The organism is Acinetobacter sp. V104_13, from assembly GCF_031798995.1.
Lineage (GTDB): Bacteria > Pseudomonadota > Gammaproteobacteria > Pseudomonadales > Moraxellaceae > Acinetobacter > Acinetobacter pittii.
Map to the genome: position 1 here is coordinate 17,681 of NZ_JAVQNP010000022.1, position 20,364 is coordinate 38,044.

A 20,364-nucleotide genomic window follows, 5' to 3' on the forward strand; every position below is an offset into this window, starting at 1 on the left:
AAAACTCTGATGTTAACTTATCATACGCTGATTTTCCTGTAGAGCAGGAAGCTTTTGACGTAACATATCGTGTAATTCTGTCACTGTATTTACAATCGAATCGGCCTGCCATGATGCTAAATCATCACGGTGTTCGATAGGTAAATAGCCATAAGCTGCCAAGATGGTATACATATCGGCATTGCGACCAGCATCAATATCACGTGGATGGTCACCCACATAGATAATTTCATTTGCTGGGATATTCAACTGTTTAGCGGCCAAATACATTGGTTCTGGATCTGGCTTGGTTTTACTGACATCTTCAGGACATACCAAAACTGCACAGCGTTCGGTCAGATTTAACTTTTCTAAAAGAGATTCACTTAATCCGCGCGGTTTGTTGGTCACAATACCCCATGGGATTTGTGCAGCTTCTAACTCTTCTAAGAGTGGATACATGCCTTCAAACAGATCTGTATCAACCACAATATTATTGCCGTACAGATCTAAAAAGTTTTGACGATGTGCCAAGAAAATTGGATTGGCCACATCCAGCTCTGGATAGACCAATTTCACCATCGCACGTGCACCTTCAGACACCTGAGTGCGAATAAGATCGGCTTCTACAACAGGGCGTCTTGCATCACGGCACATTTGCTGAATAATACGAATGAAATCCGCAGCTGTATCGATAAGCGTACCGTCTAAATCAAATAAAACAGCTTTCATCATGCACCTGTATTAATCGTATGAACCATATAGTTAACGTCGACATTTGGCGCTAACCAGTAATGCTTGGTCAGTGGGTTGTAATGTAGTCCAGTCATTTCTTTTAACGTAAGGCCTGCATTACGAATATCATGTGCCATTTCAGATGGTCGAATAAATTTATGATAATCATGCGTACCTTTTGGCAACATGCGTAGTACGTACTCTGCACCAATAATGGCAAATAAATAAGATTTTGGGTTACGGTTAATGGTCGAGAAGAACACATGGCCGCCCGGTTTAACCAGAGCCTGACAAGCTTTTACAATAGATGCTGGATCTGGAACGTGTTCCATCATTTCCATACAAGTCACCACGTCATATTGACCAGCCTGTTCTTGTGCTAATTCCTCTACAGGAATTTGACGATATTCAATATTTTGAACATTTTCTTGCTGAGCATGTAAACGGCCGACAGCTAGAGGTGCTTCACCCATATCGATACCTAATACATCTGCGCCACGACGTGCCATGCTTTCGGCCAAGATACCGCCACCACAGCCGACATCAAGTACTTTTTTACCAGCGAGACCGCCTGCACGTTCATCAATCCAGTTAAGACGTAGTGGATTGATCTGGTGAAGTGGGCGAAATTCAGAATGTTGATCCCACCATTTGGCAGCAAGTGCTTCAAACTTTGCGATTTCTTGTAAATCAACATTCAATTGCGACATGGTGCTACCTCTAAACTTGAGTTATCTTTTTGGATGTAGTTCGCCGTTAGTGTAGCGATTATTGGGAAAAAAGCGATAAACCCAATAAAAAACTTCACAGAAGCAAAACGAATTTAGCATATTTGTTTTATATTTAGGGCATAAGCTAATGCATAACAACTTAGAGGAAAAGCTGTAGCAATGAAAAAATTGGTTTTGGGTGGTTTGAGTGCAGCAATTATGGCCGTATCGGGTGGTGCAATGGCAGCAGATTTTGTTGCTGGTAAAGACTACACCGTGATTGCCAATCCAGGCAAAGTGGAAGTTCCGGGGAAAATCGAAGTTCGAGAGTTCTTTTGGTATGGATGCCCACACTGTTTTAAACTTGAACCGCATATGCAAACGTGGTTAAAACAGATTCCTAAAGATGTACGTTTTGTACGTACACCTGCTGCAATGAATAAAATGTGGGAACAAGGGGCACGTACGTACTATACATCTGAGGCATTAGGTGTACGTAAACGCACGCATTTACCACTATTCCATGCGATTCAGGTGAACGGTCAACAAATTTTTGATCAGGCTTCTGCTGCGAAATTCTTTACTCGTTATGGCGTACCTGAGCAGAAATTTAATAGTACTTATAACTCGTTTGCTGTGACGGCAAAAGTTGCTGAGTCAAATAAACTTGCTCAACAATACCAATTAACAGGCGTACCTGCAGTGGTCGTGAATGGTAAATATGTTGTGCAGGGTGAAGATGGTAAAGTTACTCAAGTTCTTAATTATTTAATTGAGAAAGAACGTAAAGCAAAATAAGTTGTTTAGGCTTTACTTCAAAAATGGGCTTCATACGAAGCCCATTTTTATATTTAATTTATCGTTAATTATCACGAAATAATTCAATTAATTTTTCTGGTTTTCATCTTCAATTTGAAAATTTAAAACGTCAAAATTAGCGGTTTGAGTCGGCAGTGATAATGCTTGATTAATATATAAATTAATTAATTTTTGGCGAGAACCAATCGAACGCTGATAATAAGTAGAATTTAAAAGTAGTGATGCACCATAAGTCAGTGACCAGATATAAGACAAATAATCACGAATCGACATGTCATAATTTAATGATTTTAAATACTTTTCGGTAATATCTTTAATTGCCAAAATACGCTGCTGTCGAATTTCATACAGCTCTTCGAAAAGATGCTTCAACTTAGACTCTGTCATCGTCAGATTTTCTTCAAGTTGATGCAATAGAATCGTTTTACCTGGTGCAAGTAAATGATGAAGCATGTAATGAGGAGCATATTCTTTGAAATCTGTATTATATTTTTTAGAAATTTCTAAAATTTGCTTTTCATTTTGAATAATGAGCTCAAGTAGAAGCTCATTTTTACTTCTAAAATGCTTATAAAGTGTGCCTTTAGCAATATCTAGCTCGGCCACTAACTCATCTAGAGTAATTTCCTGATTGTTTTCTAATAACAACTTTTCTGCCACGCTCAGAATTTTTTCTTTACGCATCAAAAACTGTGTATGACGATCAAGATTCATAGGTATTCCCACACCAGTTTGGCCTAACTAATAGTTTACTTCCTGTAAAAAAGAAAAAGACTTTTCTCGAAATTTTTAGCCTTTTTCTTTCTCTCTTTACGTATTACCACATAACCTGTTTTTTGTCATTTGCCGCTTCTATCGTTCCCAGTTTGCAATCCCTCTAAAGAGTAAACGAACTTGTGTAGAGGCATTTTCAATAAAGGCAGTTTGTTGCAGCTTGAGCTGTTCATCTTGATATTGTTTCGATAGGTTGAGCCACGTCATTGCCCATGTAAATGACATATTAGTCAAAATGGTAGATAAGACATTTAAGTCTTGAGGATTTTGAATATGTTTAAAATTTTCGAGTTTAGTAAGATCAGTTGTTAGATCTTCAATCAGAAATTCAATTTCTCTGGCAATTGCTGCACGTACTGTTTCTGAGCCTCCCCAACGTTCAGCAATCATAAATTGCCATTGCTTAGGGCTATGATTTACCGCCTGCACAAATAGCTCAATACTGGTTTGGGTTTTAGCAGATTTATGTTGTAAATAACTTTGACCTAGTTGATGTAAAACGCTTTTTAAATGTAGGGCAACTTGGTCAACCAGTTCTTTGCCGAGTTCATCCATGTCCTGAAAATGACGGTAGAACGCTGTCGGTACTAAACCTACTTCACGTGCAACTTCACGCAAACTGATACTACTGAACGAACGCCCAGACGTGCTTAGATGCAAGGCTGCATCGAGAAGTGCCTGACGACTTTGCTGTTTTCGTTCATCCCGTATCGACATTAAAAGAACCTATTTAAACCGTGAGCCAAAGTCTAACAAAAAAGAGCAAACTTTCATAAAAAAAATAGTGAACAAGTGTTGACTGAGTGAACAGTTATAAATATAGTGTACATATGTTCACTATACGAACATGTGTTCACTCAAATAAATAGCCAGATACAAAAGAGGAACGTATGAACGCAACACTTAGTTATCAGCCACATTGGGTTCGAGAAGATTTCGTTGATTTTGTCTTGCAGAAAATTAACGTGACTTGGGCGTGGAAAAGGGTACTTGCAGAAGTTACTGCAGTTCAGCCACTTCATACCGATATGGTGCTCATTAGACTTAAACCGAATCGTAATTTTAATTTCGATCAGGTTCGAGCGGGTCAAAGTATCCTGCTGACTTTACTCATCGATGGCGTTTACCAACAGCGTAGTTATTCAATTATTGAAGTGACTACTCAGGGTGAAATCGCTTTAGGTATTAAAGTACAAGGTTTGGTGTCTCGTGCAGCTCAACTATTACATGTGGGTGAGTGTGTTGAGATTTCACAACCACAAGGTGATTTTATTTTGCACCAAGGTCAGCATCCTGCGATTTTGATTGCGTCAGGAAGCGGTATAACTGCAATTTATTCACTCTTGCAGCAAGCTTTAAAACAGCAACTTGAACAAATTCATGTCATTTATTTTAATCGTGCGGAAATTTTTCATACTGAATTAAAAGCTTTGGCAGAACAGCACCCGCAGCTTCAATATCACTTTTTTAATACCACCGAGCAAAAGCAGCATTTAACTGAAAGCTTACTGCAAAAGCTGGTTCCAGATTTCGAGCAAACAGCAACTTATGTTTGTGGTCATCATGGCATGATGCAGCAAGCCAATGAAATTTATGCACAAAAAGATGCTCAGTCCCAGCTTCATCAAGAGTATTTTCAGCCACTTCACGTGACTGGTACACATGTAGCACAGCCTGTTATTTTCCGCCGTGCTCAACACGAGTTTTTAGCTGAAACAAATTTACTGAGCAGTGCAGAGCAAGTCGGTTTACGCCCACAACATGGTTGCCGTATGGGTGTTTGCAATAAATGCAGCTGTACCAAGGTAAGCGGAGTTACTCAAAACCTGTTAACTGGTGAAATTGAAGATCAACCGAACCGTCCAATTAAACTATGCGTGAGCCAGGCATTAAGCCCAGTCACGATTGATCTATAAAAAGAATTAAAGAGGATTAACCTATGAATATGGCATTAGAATTTTCTACTGTTTCTAAATCTGCTCATTTAACACCTGAACAGACTGAAGAGTTTGGTCGCCGTGTTGAGCAGATTCGTCAAGACGTTATGCAAAGTCTTGGTGAGCAAGATGCAAAATATATCTACAAAGTACGTAATTTTGTTCGATATACCGAAATCGCATCGCGTGGCATGTTGATGTTTGGTGGTTGGATTCCGCCAGTCTGGCTACTAGGCACAGGCTTATTAGGTATTTCTAAAATTGTAGAAAACATGGAACTTGGTCATAACGTCATGCATGGTCAGTTTGACTGGTTAAATGAACCAAGCTTGAATGGTAATACTTACGATTGGGATACCATTGCATCGGGTGATGACTGGCGTGAAACACATAACTATGTGCACCACACCTATACCAATATTGTCGGTAAAGACCATGATGTCGGTTATGGTATTTTGCGAGTAAGTGATCAACAGAAGTGGGAACCTCGCCACCTGTTTAATATTCCTCTAGGTCTACAGTTAATGTTTTTCTTTGAGTGGTATGTAGGTGTACAAAACTTACATCTTGAAGATGCATTAGTTTATAAAACCAAGAGCTGGAAACAGGTGTGGAAAGATTCGGCTAAAGTCCGTAAAAAAGCCACACGCCAAGTTTTAAAAGACTATGTGTTTTTCCCTGTGATCTCTGGCCCTATGTTTTTACCGGTTTTTGCAGGAAATGTAGTTGCGAATATTATCCGGAATTTATGGTCATCTGCGGTGATTTTTAATGGTCACTTTACTGAAGATGCAGAAACGTTTGAGCCTGATAATACTGATACCGAAACTAAGGCCGAGTGGTACTTACGCCAGATTCGTGGTTCAAGTAATTTTAGTGGTACAGAATGGCTACATTTTATGAGTGGTAACTTAAGCCATCAGATTGAGCATCATTTATTTCCAGATATGCCAGCTAACCGCTATAAAGAAGTAGCACCGAAAATTAAGGCACTTTGCGCAGAATATGGCATTAATTACAATGAAGCGAACTTTATGCGCCAGTTCTGGAGTGTATGGGTACGTTTAGCGAAATGTTCACTGCCAAACCATACCACTGGAAAAGTAATGCAGACATTAGAAAAGTTAAAAGCAAAATTTAATTTTGCATAATCTCAGTTAATTCAAAATAGCTCCTTTTTAGGGGCTATTTTTATTTTTGAGTTATGAAACTTGCAGACTTACATTTGAAAGTAGGGAATAAACTCAACCTGTCAAAATCCTTTGCTATACTATGCCCAAGTTCGTATTTAAGAGAAGTTAGGAAGGATTATGCGTATTGACCAACGTGCATTAGACCAATTACGTGAAGTGAAAATTACACGAAACTACACCCGTTATGCTGAAGGTTCTGTGCTAGTCGAATTTGGTCACACCAAAGTCCTTTGTACTGCAAGCATTGATAACTCAGTGCCACGCTTTTTAAAAGGCCAAGGCCAAGGCTGGGTAACGGCAGAATATGGCATGCTACCGCGTTCAACACATTCACGTTGTGACCGTGAAGCGGCTCGTGGTAAACAAACTGGTCGTACTCAAGAAATCCAACGTTTGATTGGCCGTAGCTTACGTGCGATGGTTGATTTGAAAAAGCTTGGTGAAAACACGATTACCATCGACTGTGACGTGATTCAGGCTGATGGTGGTACGCGTACTGCTTCAATCACTGGTGCTGCTGTAGCATTGGTTGATGCGATGAATGTTTTATTGTCTCAAAAGAAAATTAAGCATGATCCGCTTAAAGGGTTGGTTGCTGCAATTTCTGTCGGTATGTATCAAGACGAAGTGTTGCTTGACCTTTGCTATGAAGAAGACTCGAACTGTCAAACTGACTTAAATGTAGTAATGACACAAGCTGGCGAGTTTATTGAAATTCAAGGTACTGCCGAAGACAAACCGTTTACCCGCGCTCAAAGCAATGCCATGTTAGAAATGGCTGAAAAAGGAATTGCCGAGCTCATTAAAAAGCAACAAGAAGCTTTAGGCTGGTAATTTTACGCTTTCTGAAAAACGCATCTTCGGATGCGTTTTTTTATGCCTTCATCAAATCGACATAAAAACATCACTTGCTTGTCACTTTTACGCTTTATTAGTAGTTCGCATTTAAACCGTTTGGAAAAAACCAATGCGAAAACTTTCACTTTTATTAATTACCTCTTTAGCACTCATGCTCAGTGCTTGTAACGATGATAACGACTCAGATAATTCATCGCCAACAACACCGCCCACCAGTAATTGCAAAATGCACTGTGCACCATAATAAGAACTAGGATAGAACTAATGAATCGTCGTGAATTTCTTTTAAACTCTACAAAAACCATGTTTGGGACAGCTGCTTTAGCGAGTTTCCCGCTGAGTATTCAAAAAGCTTTAGCTATTGATGCCAAAGTTGAAAGTGGAACTATTCAAGATGTTAAACACATCGTGATTTTGACTCAGGAAAACCGTTCTTTCGATAATTATTTCGGAACATTAAAAGGTGTACGTGGTTTTGGTGATCGTTTTACGATTCCAATGACGGAAAGCCGAAAGGTTTGGGAACAATATGATGCGAATAAAAAGAAAGTATTGCCTTACCATTTAGATAGTCGTTTAGGAAATGCTCAGCGTGTTTCAGGTACACCTCACTCATGGTCTGATGGCCAAGCAGCTTGGGACAATGGCCGTATGAGTGATTGGGTCGCTTATAAAAAACCACAGTCGATGGGCTATTATAAAAAACAAGAAGTCGAATATCAGTTTGCTTTAGCGAATGCTTTTACCATTTGTGATGCTTACCACTGTGCTATGCATGCTGGAACCAACCCAAACCGTAAGTTTATTTGGACTGGAACTAATGGTCCTACAGGTGCAGGTGTTGCGAGTGTTGTAAATGAATTTGATGGGATTGGGGCATCAACAGAAGGTTATGAATGGACGACGTATCCTGAGCGCTTACAGCAGGCTGGCGTAACATGGAAAGTTTATCAAAATATGCCAGATAACTTTACCGATAACCCGTTAGCTGGTTTCAAACAGTATCGCCGTGCAAATGAGCAATCTGGTCAACCTGTTAGTAACGACACACTAACGTGTCCAGCATACGATGAAAAGATTGATGCGACTCAACCACTTTACAAAGGTATTGCCAATACCATGCCGGACGGTGGTTTTTTAGGAACTTTTAAAGCTGATATCGTACAAGGTAAATTACCGCAGGTGAGTTGGTTGGTCGCTCCTGCAACTTACAGTGAACATCCGGGGCCATCTAGTCCTGTACAAGGTGCCTGGTATATTCAAGAAGTATTAAATGCATTAACTGAAAACCCTGAGCTGTGGAGCCAAACTGTTTTATTGGTGAACTTCGATGAAAATGACGGTTTCTTTGACCATATTCCTTCACCAAGTGCACCTTCTAAAGATGTAAACGGTGTTGTATATGGAAAAACGACTTTAAACGATCAGCAAGTATCTTATGAGTACTTTAACCATCCAGCAGTAGCGACTTCAAAATCTCAACCTAAGCCAGATGGTCGAGTGTATGGACCAGGTGTACGCGTTCCAATGTATGTGATTTCGCCGTGGAGCCGTGGAGGATGGGTAAATTCTCAAGTCTTTGACCATACCTCTATTTTACAGTTCTTAGAAAAACGCTTTGGTGTGCAAGAACCTAACATTAGCCCATACCGCCGTGCTGTATGTGGTGATTTAACGACGGCATTTAACTTTAAAACACCGAATGTTCTGCCTGTTGCTGAACTAGATGGGAAGAAAACTAAAGCCGAAGCCGATGCGATTCGTGTTGCTCAAGCTTTATTGCCACAAGTTCCTGTTCCGAGCCAGCAGCAATTTCCTCAGCAGGAAATGGGAATTAGGCCATCACGTGCTTTGCCATATATTTTGCACACCAGTGCCAAAGTCGATGTCACTCAAAAAACGGTTAAGCTGATGTTCTCTAATACGGGTAAACAGGCAGCCGTTTTTCATGTCTATAACCGATTAGATCTTACGGCAATTCCACGTCGTTATATGGTTGAGGCGGGTAAACAGCTCGATGATGTATGGAATGCTACAAATGGGCAGTACGATTTGTGGGTGCTTGGACCAAATGGTTTCCATCGCGCGTTTAAAGGCGATTTGAGTCAAGCTAACCAGACTCAAGTATTACCGGAAATTAGAGTGTGTGTGGAAGAGTGTGATGCGAATTTGTATTTAAAAGTGCGTCATGATGGTAATAAGTCAGTCAAGCTAAACGTCAAAGCAAATGCTTATCTTCCAAACAAGACATGGACGATTGAAACCAATAGTTCTGAAAAAGAATTAGTTTGGGATATGTCTGAATTTGGTGGCTGGTATGACTTCACTGTGACTTTAGCTGATGATACTACTTTCAGTCGTCGTTTCGCAGGCCGTATAGAAACTCAAGAAGATTCAATTTCTGATCCATATATGGGTTATCTAGAGTCTTAGGTTGGTAAGTTATTTCTGTTAATGAAGGTATTGAAATTTATTCCTCATTAATTGGTGCTAAAAGTCATCTGCAACCTGTCTATAATCTATAAGGATCTTATTTTTGCAACAAAATAGGATAGAGGATGAAAGTGGGCAGGTTTTGCAGATGACAATGCCTTTGGTTACTTTGGGCAAAACCAAAGTAACAGAATGAGCTGTTGGCAAAAAATTCTAAGCGATAAGACTCTGTCGTGTAGGAAAAGAGATATCCATGTCACGATAGTAAATAAAGGGAGTTATGCTGTTGATATAAAATATTATGTGGGAATATGCTGTCGTATAGATGAATAATAAAAATAAAGACTTACCTTTTGTAACAGAATCTCCTAAGCCTGGTCATATTTATCTTTTACCTTGAAACCCTGAATTTTTTAAAGTAATGGGGAAAATTTATGCTACAAGGTTTTATTGTATTATTAGCAGTAGTGACATTTGTTCTAATGGCTGCCGATCCACGTGATAGTGGGGCACAAGCGACTCAGTCAGCGTGGCAAAAAACACAAGCGGCAGACATGACCAAGTCGCAAAAAAATACTAATAATGACGCAGATTTTATCTAAGCATTAAAACGCATAGATAAATCAACAGCTCTAACGTCTTTAGTTAGGACACCCATAGAAATATAGTCAACGCCAGTGGTGGCAACTTCACGCAAGTTTTCAATAGTGATATTGCCAGAGGCTTCGAGTTTACAGCGGCCCGCCACATGTTTTACGGCATCAATCATTTGCTGTTGACTGAAGTTATCGAGCATGACAATGTCAGCACCAGCTTCAAGCGCTTGATTTAGTTCATCCCAAGTTTCAACTTCGACTTCAACAGGTTTGCCCGGTGCGATTTGATGTGCTTTGGCAATTGCTTGAGCAATACCACCTGCTGCCATAATATGGTTTTCTTTAATTAAGAACGCATCAAATAAGCCAAGACGATGGTTTTGTCCGCCCCCGATAGCAACCGCATATTTTTGTGCAATACGTAAGCCTGGTAGAGTTTTACGTGTATCGAGAAGTTTTGTATTTAAACCTTCAAGATGTTGAACATATTCAGCAGTTTTTGTTGCAACAGCAGACAAAGTTTGAATAAAGTTTAAAGCAGGGCGCTCTACAGTCAGTAAGCTACGTGCAGAACCAGCAAGCTTTAAAAAGGCTTCGTTTGCAGCAACACGTTCACCTTCTTGTTTTAGCCAAGTCACCTGAACAGTATTGTCATAAGCTGAGATGAGCGCATTAACCCACGGTTGTCCAGCTAAGACCATATCTTCGCGGCTAATAATGGTTGCCGTGGCTTGCTCATCTTCAGGTGTGAGCATAGCGGTAATGTCACCGTCCCCAATATCTTCTTGTAATGCTTGTTGAATATTGATTTGAATTGATTGTTCAAGCAAAGACTGAGGTATGCTCATACGGTTTCCATTTTGTCGATGACCCTAAAACTTGCGATATATTAGCATCGTCAACCTGAAAAATAAGCTATTTTATGAGATTAATCGCGATAAACAATCGCATTTACTGCTTTGAAAAGCGCATAACTGTTTTAAACTAAAACAATTGGCAAGCAATTTATTGGCGTCTCAATGAAGCAAATCACACCGTATGAAGTTATAGATGGACAATTAAAAGGGGCGAGACAAATCCCTTCTCCAAATTTTAACCAGCGTCCGACTGGCACCGAAATTCAAATGATTGTGGTTCATAATATTAGTTTGCCGCCGTCTCAATTTGGAGGTGGCTATATTGAGCAGTTTTTTCAAAACAAGTTAGATTGGTCAGTTCATCCTTATTTTCAGACTATTAAAGGCATGCAAGTTTCTACACATCTGTTAATTTTACGAACAGGTGAAGTTCTACAGTTTGTTAACTTTAACGAGAGAGCATGGCATGCAGGGCGTTCAAGTTATTTAGCCAAAGTAGAATGCAACGATTATTCAATTGGTATAGAACTTGAAGGAAGTGATGATTTACCTTTTGAAGATGTACAATATGAAGTATTAACTGACGTTGTTACTGCTATTCGCCAAGCTTATCCAGAAATTAAAAACCATATTGCAGGGCATTCAGATGTTGCTCCTGGCCGAAAAACCGATCCAGGCCCTTATTTTAAATGGCAGCACTTTAGACAATTGTTAGCTCAGAAAAAAACTTGAGTTTGTTCATCATTTCACAACGAAAAGATTTTCTAGTTTCATTACAATAGCGTCTTTCGAATATAGCTGTAGGTGAGTGCGATGGCATTGTGGCGATCGACTTTTATTGTCAGTGCAATGACGATGTTGTCACGAGTGTTAGGATTAGTACGTGATGTCGTATTGCTCAACGTGTTTGGTGCAGGTAAAGATTTTGATACCTTCGTCGTCGCTTTTCGTATTCCTAACTTCTTTCGACGACTATTTGCCGAAGGCGCCTTTTCTCAGGCCTTTATCCCAGTCTTAACTGAATATAAAACAGGTCGAGCACACGCTGAAGTACAGATCTTAATTAGTCGGGTATTTGGCTGTTTGCTAACAGTTATGACCTTACTCACTTTTGTGGCTATGGTTTTAGCACCTGCAATCATCTATATGTACGCACCGGGCTTCCACAGTGATCCAGAAAAGTTCGATTTAGCCGTCAGCATGTTCCGTTTGACTATTCCATATCTAATGTTTATGTCGCTCACGGCTTTTGCTAGCAGCATCTTAAATAGTTATGGTTCGTTTGCCTCACCAGCTTTTTCACCAGTTTTGTTAAATGTAGCGATGATCGCAGGAGCGTGGTGGCTTACGCCGTATATGGCTGAGCCAATCAAAGCATTAGGCTGGTCAGTTGTTGCGGCTGGGGTATTACAGTTAGCGATACAAATTCCTGAATTGTGGCGTAAAAACCTACTGATTCCACCTAAAGTTGATTTTAAACATGAGGGTGTAGAGCGTATTTTAAAATTAATGCTTCCAGCATTATTTGGTGTATCGGTGACTCAGATTAACCTATTGCTAAATACGATTTGGGCATCTTTCATGCAAGATGGTTCAGTGTCTTGGCTCTACAGTGCTGAACGCATGACTGAGCTACCTTTAGGTTTAATTGGGGTTGCGATTGGTACAGTAATTTTGCCTTCGCTTTCTGCCCGTCATGCAGAGCAGGATCAAGCAAAGTTCCGCGGCATGATCGACTGGGCTGCAAAAGTCATTGTATTGGTAGGATTACCGGCAAGTATTGCTTTATTTATGCTTTCAACACCGATTATTCAAGCATTATTCCAGCGTGGTGAGTTTGATCTACGTGATACACAAATGACAGCTCTAGCATTGCAATGTATGAGTGCAGGTGTAATTTCTTTCATGCTGATTAAAGTATTTGCACCTGGTTTCTATGCACAACAAGACACAAAAACACCAGTGCGCGTAGGCTTAATGTCGGTCGCAGCTAATGCAATTTTAAACGTTGTATTTATTGGTTTCTTTAAGCTTATTGATTGGCATGCAGAACATATGGCACTTGCACTAGCATCTTCAGGTTCAGCGTTAGTAAATGCTGGTTTACTCTACTTCTATTTGCATAAGCGTAATATTTTCCGATTTGGTCCGCATTGGAAGAAATTAGGACTTCAATATGGTTTAGCGAACCTTGCCATGATTGCAGCGCTTTGGTTTGGGCTCAATTGGTATAACGGAGAGCTTTCACAGTGGTTACGTGTTGCTGAAGTCGTAGGGCTATGTGTAGTTGGGATAATTGCTTACCTGATCGGTTTAATCCTTACGGGTTTTCGACCTAGAGATTTAAAACACTAAAAATAAAAAAAGCGATCTTAAATGATCGCTTTTTTTATACTAATACATTTATTTTGGCAAAACTTGCAGCAATTCAATATCGAAAATTAAAGTGCTATTCGGACCAATCGTATCACCTGCACCGACTTCACCGTAAGCGAGATTTGCAGGGATAAAGAAACGGGTTTTACCGCCTTCTTTCATGGTTTGCAGACCTTCAGTCCAGCCTGCAATCACTTGGCTGAGTTGAAACTCAACTGGATGATTACGTGCGATTGAGCTGTCAAACACAGTTCCGTCAAGTAAACGACCTTCATAATTTACTTTAACACGTGATACAGCTTTCGGTTTTTTACCTGTACCTTCTTTTAATACTTGGTATTGGAGACCTGATTTAGTCGTGATTATGCCCGATTTTTTTGCATTATCAGCAAGAAATGCAGCACCTGCTTGAGCATTTTGTTGTCCTACTTTTTGAAATTCAACAAGCTGCTTAGCTTCTAAAGTTTTTTTATAATCATTAATCGCTTTCGCCATTTCTTCGTCAGTTAAGCGTGCGGTTTTGTTCTGAGCACCTTCTTGTAAACCCTGATAAAAAATATCAAGATTTAGATCTGTTAAAGCATCAGTATTATTACGGCCCATTAAATAGCCATAGCTATAGCTAAATTGTTCTTTCGCCGGGCTTTTATTTGTAATAGGTGCAGCAGCAAAAACAGATAAACTTATCGTTGATGTTGCAATAATTAAACCAATTTTTTTCATGCCGTTTTCCAAAAAAAAGAGAGTACTGTTTTACTCTCCTGAATGTATTTATTTCACTGAAATGAGTTCTACATCAAAAATCAGCGTACTGTTTGCTGGAATGCCAGGAAGTTCCTGAGGACCATAAGCAAGATTAGATGGAATAAAGAACGTCGCTTTGCCGCCTTCTTTCATGAGCTGAAGCCCTTCGGTCCAACCTGGAATAACCTGATTGAGTGGAAACTCAACTGGTTCACCGCGCTTATAAGAACTATCAAATACTTGACCATTAATTAATCGGCCTTCGTAATGTACTTTCACCATAGACTGCGCAGTTGGTTGTTTACCTGTGCCTTCTTTAGTGATGATATATTGCAAGCCAGATGCTGTAGTTTTTACACCAGCTTTTGTTTTATTTTCTGCAAGGAATTGAACATCTGCAGATTCAGACGCTGCTCCAGCAGCTTGCTCTGGTTTATCTTGTTGTTGCATTTTTTGCTGCAATTCTTTTTCATAAGCAGCAACAGCAGCTTTTAACTCTTCTTGAGTATAAGCACTTGGTTGCTTATTACGAGCATCATGAATCCCTTTCACAAATGATTTTGTGTCAAGTTCAGGTGGAGTTTGCTGAGCAACTTCGTACCCAAGAACATAACTGATTTTTTCAATTGGAGAGGCATTTTTATTTGCTTTGCTTCCGACTTCTGTGGTCGGATGTTGGCTTGCATAATAAACTGGTACAAGTGCAGCACCGCCTAAAACTACAGCGACAGCAATGGGTAAGGCTTTACTCATAAAAGGTTCCAAAAATAATCATTTGAGTCTAAAAAGGCTGCTTTTGATCTTAGCATGCTTAAGCATAGAATGTTTAAGAAAAAAAACGAGTGGTTTTTTATATATTTTAGTTAGTTTTAGTTGGAATAAACTTAAAAAATCTTAAATAAAAAAACCGGATCATTTGATCCGGTTCTCTTATCATTTTACGATTAATCTTCTTTTTGTGCTTTATAAGCATAGGCATAGTTATAGCCATAACCATAACCCGCGCTCGCACGTTGAATATCGTTAAGGATAAAGCCGTTGACTTTAACACCTGCTTGTTCAAAGCGATTAAGCGTTAATTCAAGCTCTTTCATTTGCGACTTAGCATAACGCGCAACAATTAAGTTCACACCAGTATATTGTGAAATAATAATACCATCGGTTACTGCAAGGACAGGTGGAGTATCAATAATGATGTGGTCATATTCACTTTGAACCTTTTCTAGCAAATCTTTAAACTGATTAGAGCTTAAGATTTCCGAAGGGTTCGTTGGACTTTTACCACGGGTAATCACATCTAAGTTAGCAACTTGAGTTTTGTGGAGAACCTGTTGAAAGTCTGCCTGTCCACTTAGTAGTTCAGAAAGACCAGGTTTTACATCTACATCGAAGTACTTATGCATATAACCGCGGCGCATATCGGCATCAATCAATAGCACTCGTTTGTTGCCTTGCGCAAAAATAGTTGCAAGATTCGTTGAAATAAATGATTTACCCACTTCTGGAGAAGGGCCTGCGATCATAATGATATTATTTTTCGCATTTGTTAAAGCAAAATGAATGGCTGTACGAATACTACGTAAGCTTTCAATTGCAATATCATCACTATTTTTAACAGCAAGAATAGGAATGCTCTTTTTCTTCTTTAAAATCTTAATACGACTCTCTTGAATTGGAGAGCGGGGTACAGTCGCATAGACAGGCAGATCTAACTCATTTTCAATTTGGCCAGAATCTTTAATACCTGTACGTAACATATTACGTAGTAATGCAATTATGGCTCCAGTAACGCCACCAACAAAAACAGATAAAATAAGAATCAAAAGCTTTTTCGGTTTAATAGGCTGAACAGGTTCAATAGCCGTATCAACAATACGCACATTCCCAATTTCGCCTGCTTTGGCAATACGAAGTTGTTGATAAGAGTTGAGAAGTGCTGTGTAGAGTTGAGTCTTGACTTCTACTTCACGATACAATTGTAAATATTGGCGTTGTACATCAGGTAGCTGTTTTAAGGTGCTATTTAACTCACCAATTTGTTTATTAATAGCTGCGAGCTGTCCATTAATTTCCCGCATTGCTGGATGTTCAGCAGTATATTTTGCTACCATTTCAGCTTGCTTTTGTTCAAGCTCAGCTTTTTTAGTTTCTAAAGTAATACTTTGAGTTAAATACAACTCAGATTCTTTAGTTACATCAACTGTATTATATTGTTGACGGAATTTATTAAATTCACGTTCAGCATCATCAAGCTGTTTCTTAAGATCGGGTAGTTGTTCATCTAAGAATTTTAATGTTTGAGCTGATTCTGCTGAGCGACGCTCAATATTTTGAGCACTATAAGTTGCCAAAATCGCATTTAAAACTTTAGTAATATGTTCTTTATCTTGACCTTGATAAGTCAGTCCTAGAACACCAGTTAGTTTTCCTTGTTCTGCTACAGAATAATTTGAGCTAATTGAACCAACTGCTGCAGGTAAAGATAAATGCTTAATATTATAAGAAGTATCAAATTGATCTTTACTAAAAATAGCAACTTTCCAAGAGCCATGTGGACCTGTGACTTGATTTAACTGATTAAGTGGTACAGTTAGAATAGTCTGCTCAGTACTAGCATCACTTAAACGCACGGATTGTTTATCAAAATTAAGAATTAAATTTCTATCTAAATAGTAAGCTGGAATTTCAAATTGACGGATTTCAAAACTTTTTAGCCCATCTTTAAATAAAACACCATCTTTAGTGTATTCAGTTTTATAATCAGTATCACTCAATAGGCGATGAGAAAGAGTATCTTCTGTGCTGGAAACTTGTATATCAAGATGTAAGTTTTTAATTACAGAGCCTAGAACCAGACGTGATTGTAAAATTTCAATCTCCGCTTGGGCAGGTGATTTTTGCTCCATAACATTTGATAGTTCACCTAAAAGAGCGGCAGAAGCCCCTTTACTATCTTCAACCTGAACCAAAGCATCCACCGAATAGGTATCTGGCGTTACGCGTAAATACAGTAAAGCGCATACGAGGCTCAAAATAATGCAGAGCGCAATAAGTTTCCATTGGGCAATTAGTGAAAAAAACAATTCTTTTAAATCAATTGTATCTTCGGTATTGGTATTTTGGTTCATAAGCTTAAAATCTTGGCGTTAAATATAAGGTTTCCAGTCAGCAATACACTGTTGAATAAGTTGGCAAGTTTCATCAAAAACTGCTTGGTCATGCTGATAAGGATCTGGCACATTTTTGTTCTGCCAATGCCCTAAGCGATAGATTTTACCTTTTGCAAAGGGCCAAGTTTGTTCAATATGTTTTTGCTGGTTGAGACTCATGACCAAAATAAGGTCAGCTTTTTTAATATGTTCGGCATTTAGCTTTCTTGCGATATGAGGCATCATATTGATTCCAAGGCGCTGCATACAAAGTTGCGCTTTATTATCTGCTTGATGCCCAACGAGTCCAGAGATGCCAGCAGACTCAATATTTAATTGGGGGTATTGTTGTTTTAAGAAATATTCTGCCATAGGACTACGGCAGATATTTCCAATACAAACCACCAAAATGTTTTTGATTTGCATAATTTTATTGTCCCAAACGATCTATGTTGTATAAAGCATTTGAGAATGGAATAATCTGGTTAACCACACGCTGCCAACGTGTCAAGCCTGTCGCATCAACATAGACAATATCATTACTACGTAGTCTAAACTGATTAGCTAAACCAAAGTCACCAATACTTAATAGGTTTAAATGATAAATTTCAGTAGTATGATCGTTTGGATTAGTACGCACTACATAAATCTTACTTGCACTACCAGAAGCTGGATTGATACCTAAACTTTCACCTAAGGCATCACTTAAAGTCATACCTTGATCACGCATTGGTAGGGCTTGACTTTTTCCAGCTTCCCCCATTACATAGATCTTCTGGTTTTCACGAGTGCTTACATAAATGGTATCGTTCGGTTGAACGAGTAGTTTATGTAAGGAATATCCGGCTTTTTCTAGATCGATCGTATTTAAGTTATAGGTTCGGCCATTTCGAATGAGTTGAATGTAAGTATTATCACCAGTTGTAGTTACACCACCAGCTAACCCTAACGCAGTATAAATACTGACAGGTTGATCATTTAAATAAAATTGACCACCTTTAGTGACACTACCTTGTACTGAGAAGCGCTGACCCTCATAAGAGACTACTCGAACTACAACGTCTGGATTCTTCAAAAAACGAGCAAGCTGACTACGAAGTTCGCGGTTTACTTGAGCAAGTGTTTTTCCAGAAGCTTTATAACGGCCAACTAGAGGGAATTGAATGTAACCAGTTTGGTCAATTGGATAGCCGTTAGCTTGAATAGATTGCTCGTTACTAATCCCATTAATAGGAGGAGTAATTTCAGGGTACGCCCACAGTTGAATAGAGAGAACATCTCCTGGACTCAGGCGATAAATAGATTGCTGAGTTTTAAATAAGCTTGCATAGTCGCGTTGATAGTCAATTTGAGCAGGTTGAATTGCTGGTATTGTTTCTTGAGAAATTTTAACGACATTAACTGTGGTGCCGAGATCTGTTTTATAAATCCCCTCACTTGGAATATCGTAAGTTTGTAAACCCGAAGTAACCGCACAGCTGGCAGCACTCAAACTTAAGGCAAGAATAGAAAAAAACTGGCAATACTTCACACGCAACCCTTTGTGTATTTATCTTTAATTGATATCGTCCACTGCATAGTAACAAGTATCTATTAAACGCAGGATGAACAGATTCTAGCTGAAAAGAAATCAAAAAACACCGAAAAATAGTAGAGCTTTGTATGTTTAGTTTATATATATAGGTCAAGTTGAGTATAAAAAATCGATTGGAATGTTAAAAAGGGAGACTAAAAAATATATTCTTTAACAGGCAGCATTTGTATTGTAAACACATTTATACAAATGAGTTACGGGGATTAAAAAAAAACTGATATAGTTACGCACGACGATATTCGGTCAACATGTATCATTATTTAATATATACAATTTGTAAGGAATAAGGCTAACTTTTATGCAACTTGCCGATTTAAGAATAGCGATTATAGGTTTAGGTTATGTAGGCTTGCCATTGGCGGTTGAGTTTGGGAAAAAAGGGCCAGTAATTGGATTTGATATTAATCAAAATCGTATTAATGAACTAAAGAGTGGACAAGATCATACGCTGGAAGTGACACCAGAAGAACTTCAAAAAGCAGAACAATTAAGTTTTAGTGCAAATCTAGCGGATTTAGAAGAAAGTAATTTTTTTATTGTAACTGTTCCTACTCCCGTAGATCAGGTGAACCGTCCTGATCTAACTCCCTTAAAAAAAGCGAGTGAAACTGTCGGGCAAGTTCTGAAGAAAGGCGATATTGTAGTTTATGAATCTACCGTATATCCAGGTGCTACAGAAGAAGTTTGTATCCCGATATTAGAAAAAGTCTCTGGATTGAAATTTAATCAAGATTTTTTTGCTGGTTATAGTCCTGAACGTATTAATCCCGGTGATAAAGTTAATACATTGACTAAAATTAAAAAGATTACGAGTGGTAGTACACCTGAAGTAGCAGATACTGTAGATGCAGTCTATGCAAGCATTATTACTGCTGGCACTCATAAAGCATCTAGCATTAAAGTTGCAGAAGCTGCCAAAGTAATTGAAAACACGCAACGTGATTTAAATATTGCTTTAGTAAATGAGCTGTCTGTCATTTTTGATCGTATTGGTATTGATACTTTAGATGTGTTAGAGGCCGCAGGTAGTAAATGGAACTTTTTACCATTCCGTCCAGGTTTAGTGGGGGGGCATTGTATTGGTGTAGACCCTTACTATTTGACTCATAAAGCAGAAGAAGTTGGTTATCATCCACAAGTAATTCTTGCTGGTCGTCGTATTAATGACAATATGGCACGCTATGTTGCACGTAATACTATTAAACTTATGCTTCAAAATGGTATTGATGTGCCCCGTGCAAAAGTTGGTGTGCTCGGAGTAACCTTTAAAGAAAATTGTCCTGATATTCGTAATAGTAAAATAGCTGATCTGATTAAAGAGTTAGAGTTCTGGGGTGCACAAGTTGTTGTAGCAGACCCATGGGCAGATGCAGATGAAGTTAGGCATGAATATGGTATTGAGCTTGGAAAAGTTGATGCTCAAAATCCTGTAGATAGCGTCATTGTTGCAGTAGGTCATAGCGAATTTCGCTCACTTTCTGCAAATGAGTTACGAAATTATGTGAAATGTGAAAAACCTGTATTGGCTGATGTAAAGAGCCTTTTTGACCGCACCGAAATGTCAGATGCTGGTTTTACTGTATTCCGTCTCTAATTTTATCTTATTATTA

The 20,364-nt window shown here is 38.9% G+C and carries 20 protein-coding genes; 10 read left to right on the plus strand and 10 right to left on the minus strand.

Going from position 1 to position 20,364, the window contains the following annotated elements:
• Positions 1 to 12: 12 nt before the first annotated feature.
• Entirely contained in the window at positions 13 to 714 is a 702-nt protein-coding gene (locus RMB06_RS07215; protein WP_081403807.1) for an HAD family hydrolase, read from the minus strand.
• Positions 711 to 1,424, minus strand: coding sequence for a bifunctional 2-polyprenyl-6-hydroxyphenol methylase/3-demethylubiquinol 3-O-methyltransferase UbiG (ubiG, locus tag RMB06_RS07220; protein WP_005804826.1), 714 nt, complete (start codon positions 1,422 to 1,424; stop codon positions 711 to 713). Before ubiG ends, RMB06_RS07215 begins: the two co-directional genes overlap by 4 nt.
• Before the next feature lie 180 nt (positions 1,425 to 1,604).
• Here ubiG and RMB06_RS07225 point away from each other — a divergent pair, with 180 nt between their 5' ends.
• Positions 1,605 to 2,222: a thiol:disulfide interchange protein DsbA/DsbL gene (locus tag RMB06_RS07225; RefSeq protein WP_005804825.1), complete on the plus strand. Its 618-nt coding sequence runs from the start codon at positions 1,605 to 1,607 to the stop codon at positions 2,220 to 2,222.
• Between the two features lie 87 nt (positions 2,223 to 2,309).
• Here RMB06_RS07225 and RMB06_RS07230 read toward each other — a convergent pair whose 3' ends face one another.
• The gene (locus RMB06_RS07230) at positions 2,310 to 2,957 is read right to left on the minus strand and encodes a TetR/AcrR family transcriptional regulator (protein WP_025464204.1); all 648 of its coding nucleotides are present in this window, start codon (positions 2,955 to 2,957) and stop codon (positions 2,310 to 2,312) included.
• 138 nt (positions 2,958 to 3,095) lie between these two features.
• Entirely contained in the window at positions 3,096 to 3,734 is a 639-nt protein-coding gene (locus RMB06_RS07235) for a TetR family transcriptional regulator (RefSeq protein WP_068611912.1), read from the minus strand.
• A 173-nt stretch (positions 3,735 to 3,907) separates the two neighbouring features.
• On the opposite strand from RMB06_RS07235, the gene RMB06_RS07240 reads away from it, so the two are divergent.
• From RMB06_RS07240 to RMB06_RS07265, 6 genes are all read left to right on the plus strand, one after another.
• On the plus strand, positions 3,908 to 4,933 hold the full coding sequence (locus RMB06_RS07240) for a ferredoxin reductase (RefSeq protein WP_311078957.1): 1,026 nt from the start codon (positions 3,908 to 3,910) through the stop codon (positions 4,931 to 4,933).
• A 29-nt stretch (positions 4,934 to 4,962) separates the two neighbouring features.
• The gene (locus RMB06_RS07245; RefSeq protein ID WP_311079031.1) at positions 4,963 to 6,105 is read left to right on the plus strand and encodes an acyl-CoA desaturase; all 1,143 of its coding nucleotides are present in this window, start codon (positions 4,963 to 4,965) and stop codon (positions 6,103 to 6,105) included.
• 159 nt (positions 6,106 to 6,264) lie between these two features.
• Entirely contained in the window at positions 6,265 to 6,981 is a 717-nt protein-coding gene (rph, locus tag RMB06_RS07250) for a ribonuclease PH (protein WP_002120794.1), read from the plus strand.
• A 133-nt stretch (positions 6,982 to 7,114) separates the two neighbouring features.
• A complete protein-coding gene (locus tag RMB06_RS07255; protein WP_255787789.1) occupies positions 7,115 to 7,249 on the plus strand; it encodes a hypothetical protein in 135 nt (44 codons plus the stop codon).
• Positions 7,250 to 7,269: 20 nt separating this feature from the next.
• The gene (locus RMB06_RS07260; protein ID WP_311078959.1) at positions 7,270 to 9,438 is read left to right on the plus strand and encodes a phosphocholine-specific phospholipase C; all 2,169 of its coding nucleotides are present in this window, start codon (positions 7,270 to 7,272) and stop codon (positions 9,436 to 9,438) included.
• Positions 9,439 to 9,872: 434 nt separating this feature from the next.
• A complete protein-coding gene (locus tag RMB06_RS07265; RefSeq protein ID WP_000938939.1) occupies positions 9,873 to 10,040 on the plus strand; it encodes a hypothetical protein in 168 nt (55 codons plus the stop codon).
• On the opposite strand, the gene nadC is transcribed toward RMB06_RS07265, so the two are convergent.
• Positions 10,037 to 10,882 carry a carboxylating nicotinate-nucleotide diphosphorylase gene (gene nadC, locus RMB06_RS07270; RefSeq protein ID WP_005804819.1) on the minus strand — a complete coding sequence of 282 codons (846 nt, stop codon included), beginning with the start codon at positions 10,880 to 10,882 and terminating at the stop codon, positions 10,037 to 10,039. The genes RMB06_RS07265 and nadC overlap by 4 nt on opposite strands.
• A 171-nt stretch (positions 10,883 to 11,053) precedes the next feature.
• Here nadC and ampD point away from each other — a divergent pair, with 171 nt between their 5' ends.
• Together ampD and murJ are read left to right on the plus strand one after the other, a co-directional pair.
• Positions 11,054 to 11,623: a 1,6-anhydro-N-acetylmuramyl-L-alanine amidase AmpD gene (gene ampD, locus RMB06_RS07275; protein WP_311078963.1), complete on the plus strand. Its 570-nt coding sequence runs from the start codon at positions 11,054 to 11,056 to the stop codon at positions 11,621 to 11,623.
• Between the two features lie 72 nt (positions 11,624 to 11,695).
• Positions 11,696 to 13,246, plus strand: coding sequence for a murein biosynthesis integral membrane protein MurJ (gene murJ, locus RMB06_RS07280; protein WP_005804817.1), 1,551 nt, complete (start codon positions 11,696 to 11,698; stop codon positions 13,244 to 13,246).
• Positions 13,247 to 13,294: 48 nt separating this feature from the next.
• On the opposite strand, the gene RMB06_RS07285 is transcribed toward murJ, so the two are convergent.
• From RMB06_RS07285 to RMB06_RS07305, 5 genes are all read right to left on the minus strand, one after another.
• Positions 13,295 to 13,990, minus strand: a complete 696-nt coding sequence (locus RMB06_RS07285) for an FKBP-type peptidyl-prolyl cis-trans isomerase (protein ID WP_199114013.1) — start codon at positions 13,988 to 13,990, stop codon at positions 13,295 to 13,297.
• 48 nt (positions 13,991 to 14,038) lie between these two features.
• Complete coding sequence (locus RMB06_RS07290) at positions 14,039 to 14,764, minus strand: FKBP-type peptidyl-prolyl cis-trans isomerase (RefSeq protein ID WP_014208039.1); 726 nt, start codon at positions 14,762 to 14,764, stop codon at positions 14,039 to 14,041.
• Positions 14,765 to 14,955: 191 nt separating this feature from the next.
• Positions 14,956 to 17,139 (minus strand): polysaccharide biosynthesis tyrosine autokinase, encoded by a 2,184-nt coding sequence (locus RMB06_RS07295; RefSeq protein ID WP_311078965.1) that lies wholly within the window; start codon positions 17,137 to 17,139, stop codon positions 14,956 to 14,958.
• A gap of 18 nt (positions 17,140 to 17,157) precedes the next feature.
• Positions 17,158 to 17,586 carry a low molecular weight protein-tyrosine-phosphatase gene (locus RMB06_RS07300; protein ID WP_014208041.1) on the minus strand — a complete coding sequence of 143 codons (429 nt, stop codon included), beginning with the start codon at positions 17,584 to 17,586 and terminating at the stop codon, positions 17,158 to 17,160.
• A 4-nt stretch (positions 17,587 to 17,590) separates the two neighbouring features.
• Positions 17,591 to 18,691, minus strand: a complete 1,101-nt coding sequence (locus tag RMB06_RS07305) for a polysaccharide biosynthesis/export family protein (RefSeq protein ID WP_311078967.1) — start codon at positions 18,689 to 18,691, stop codon at positions 17,591 to 17,593.
• Positions 18,692 to 19,052: 361 nt separating this feature from the next.
• On the opposite strand from RMB06_RS07305, the gene tviB reads away from it, so the two are divergent.
• Positions 19,053 to 20,348 (plus strand): Vi polysaccharide biosynthesis UDP-N-acetylglucosamine C-6 dehydrogenase TviB, encoded by a 1,296-nt coding sequence (gene tviB, locus RMB06_RS07310; RefSeq protein ID WP_311078968.1) that lies wholly within the window; start codon positions 19,053 to 19,055, stop codon positions 20,346 to 20,348.
• Positions 20,349 to 20,364 lie beyond the last annotated feature (16 nt).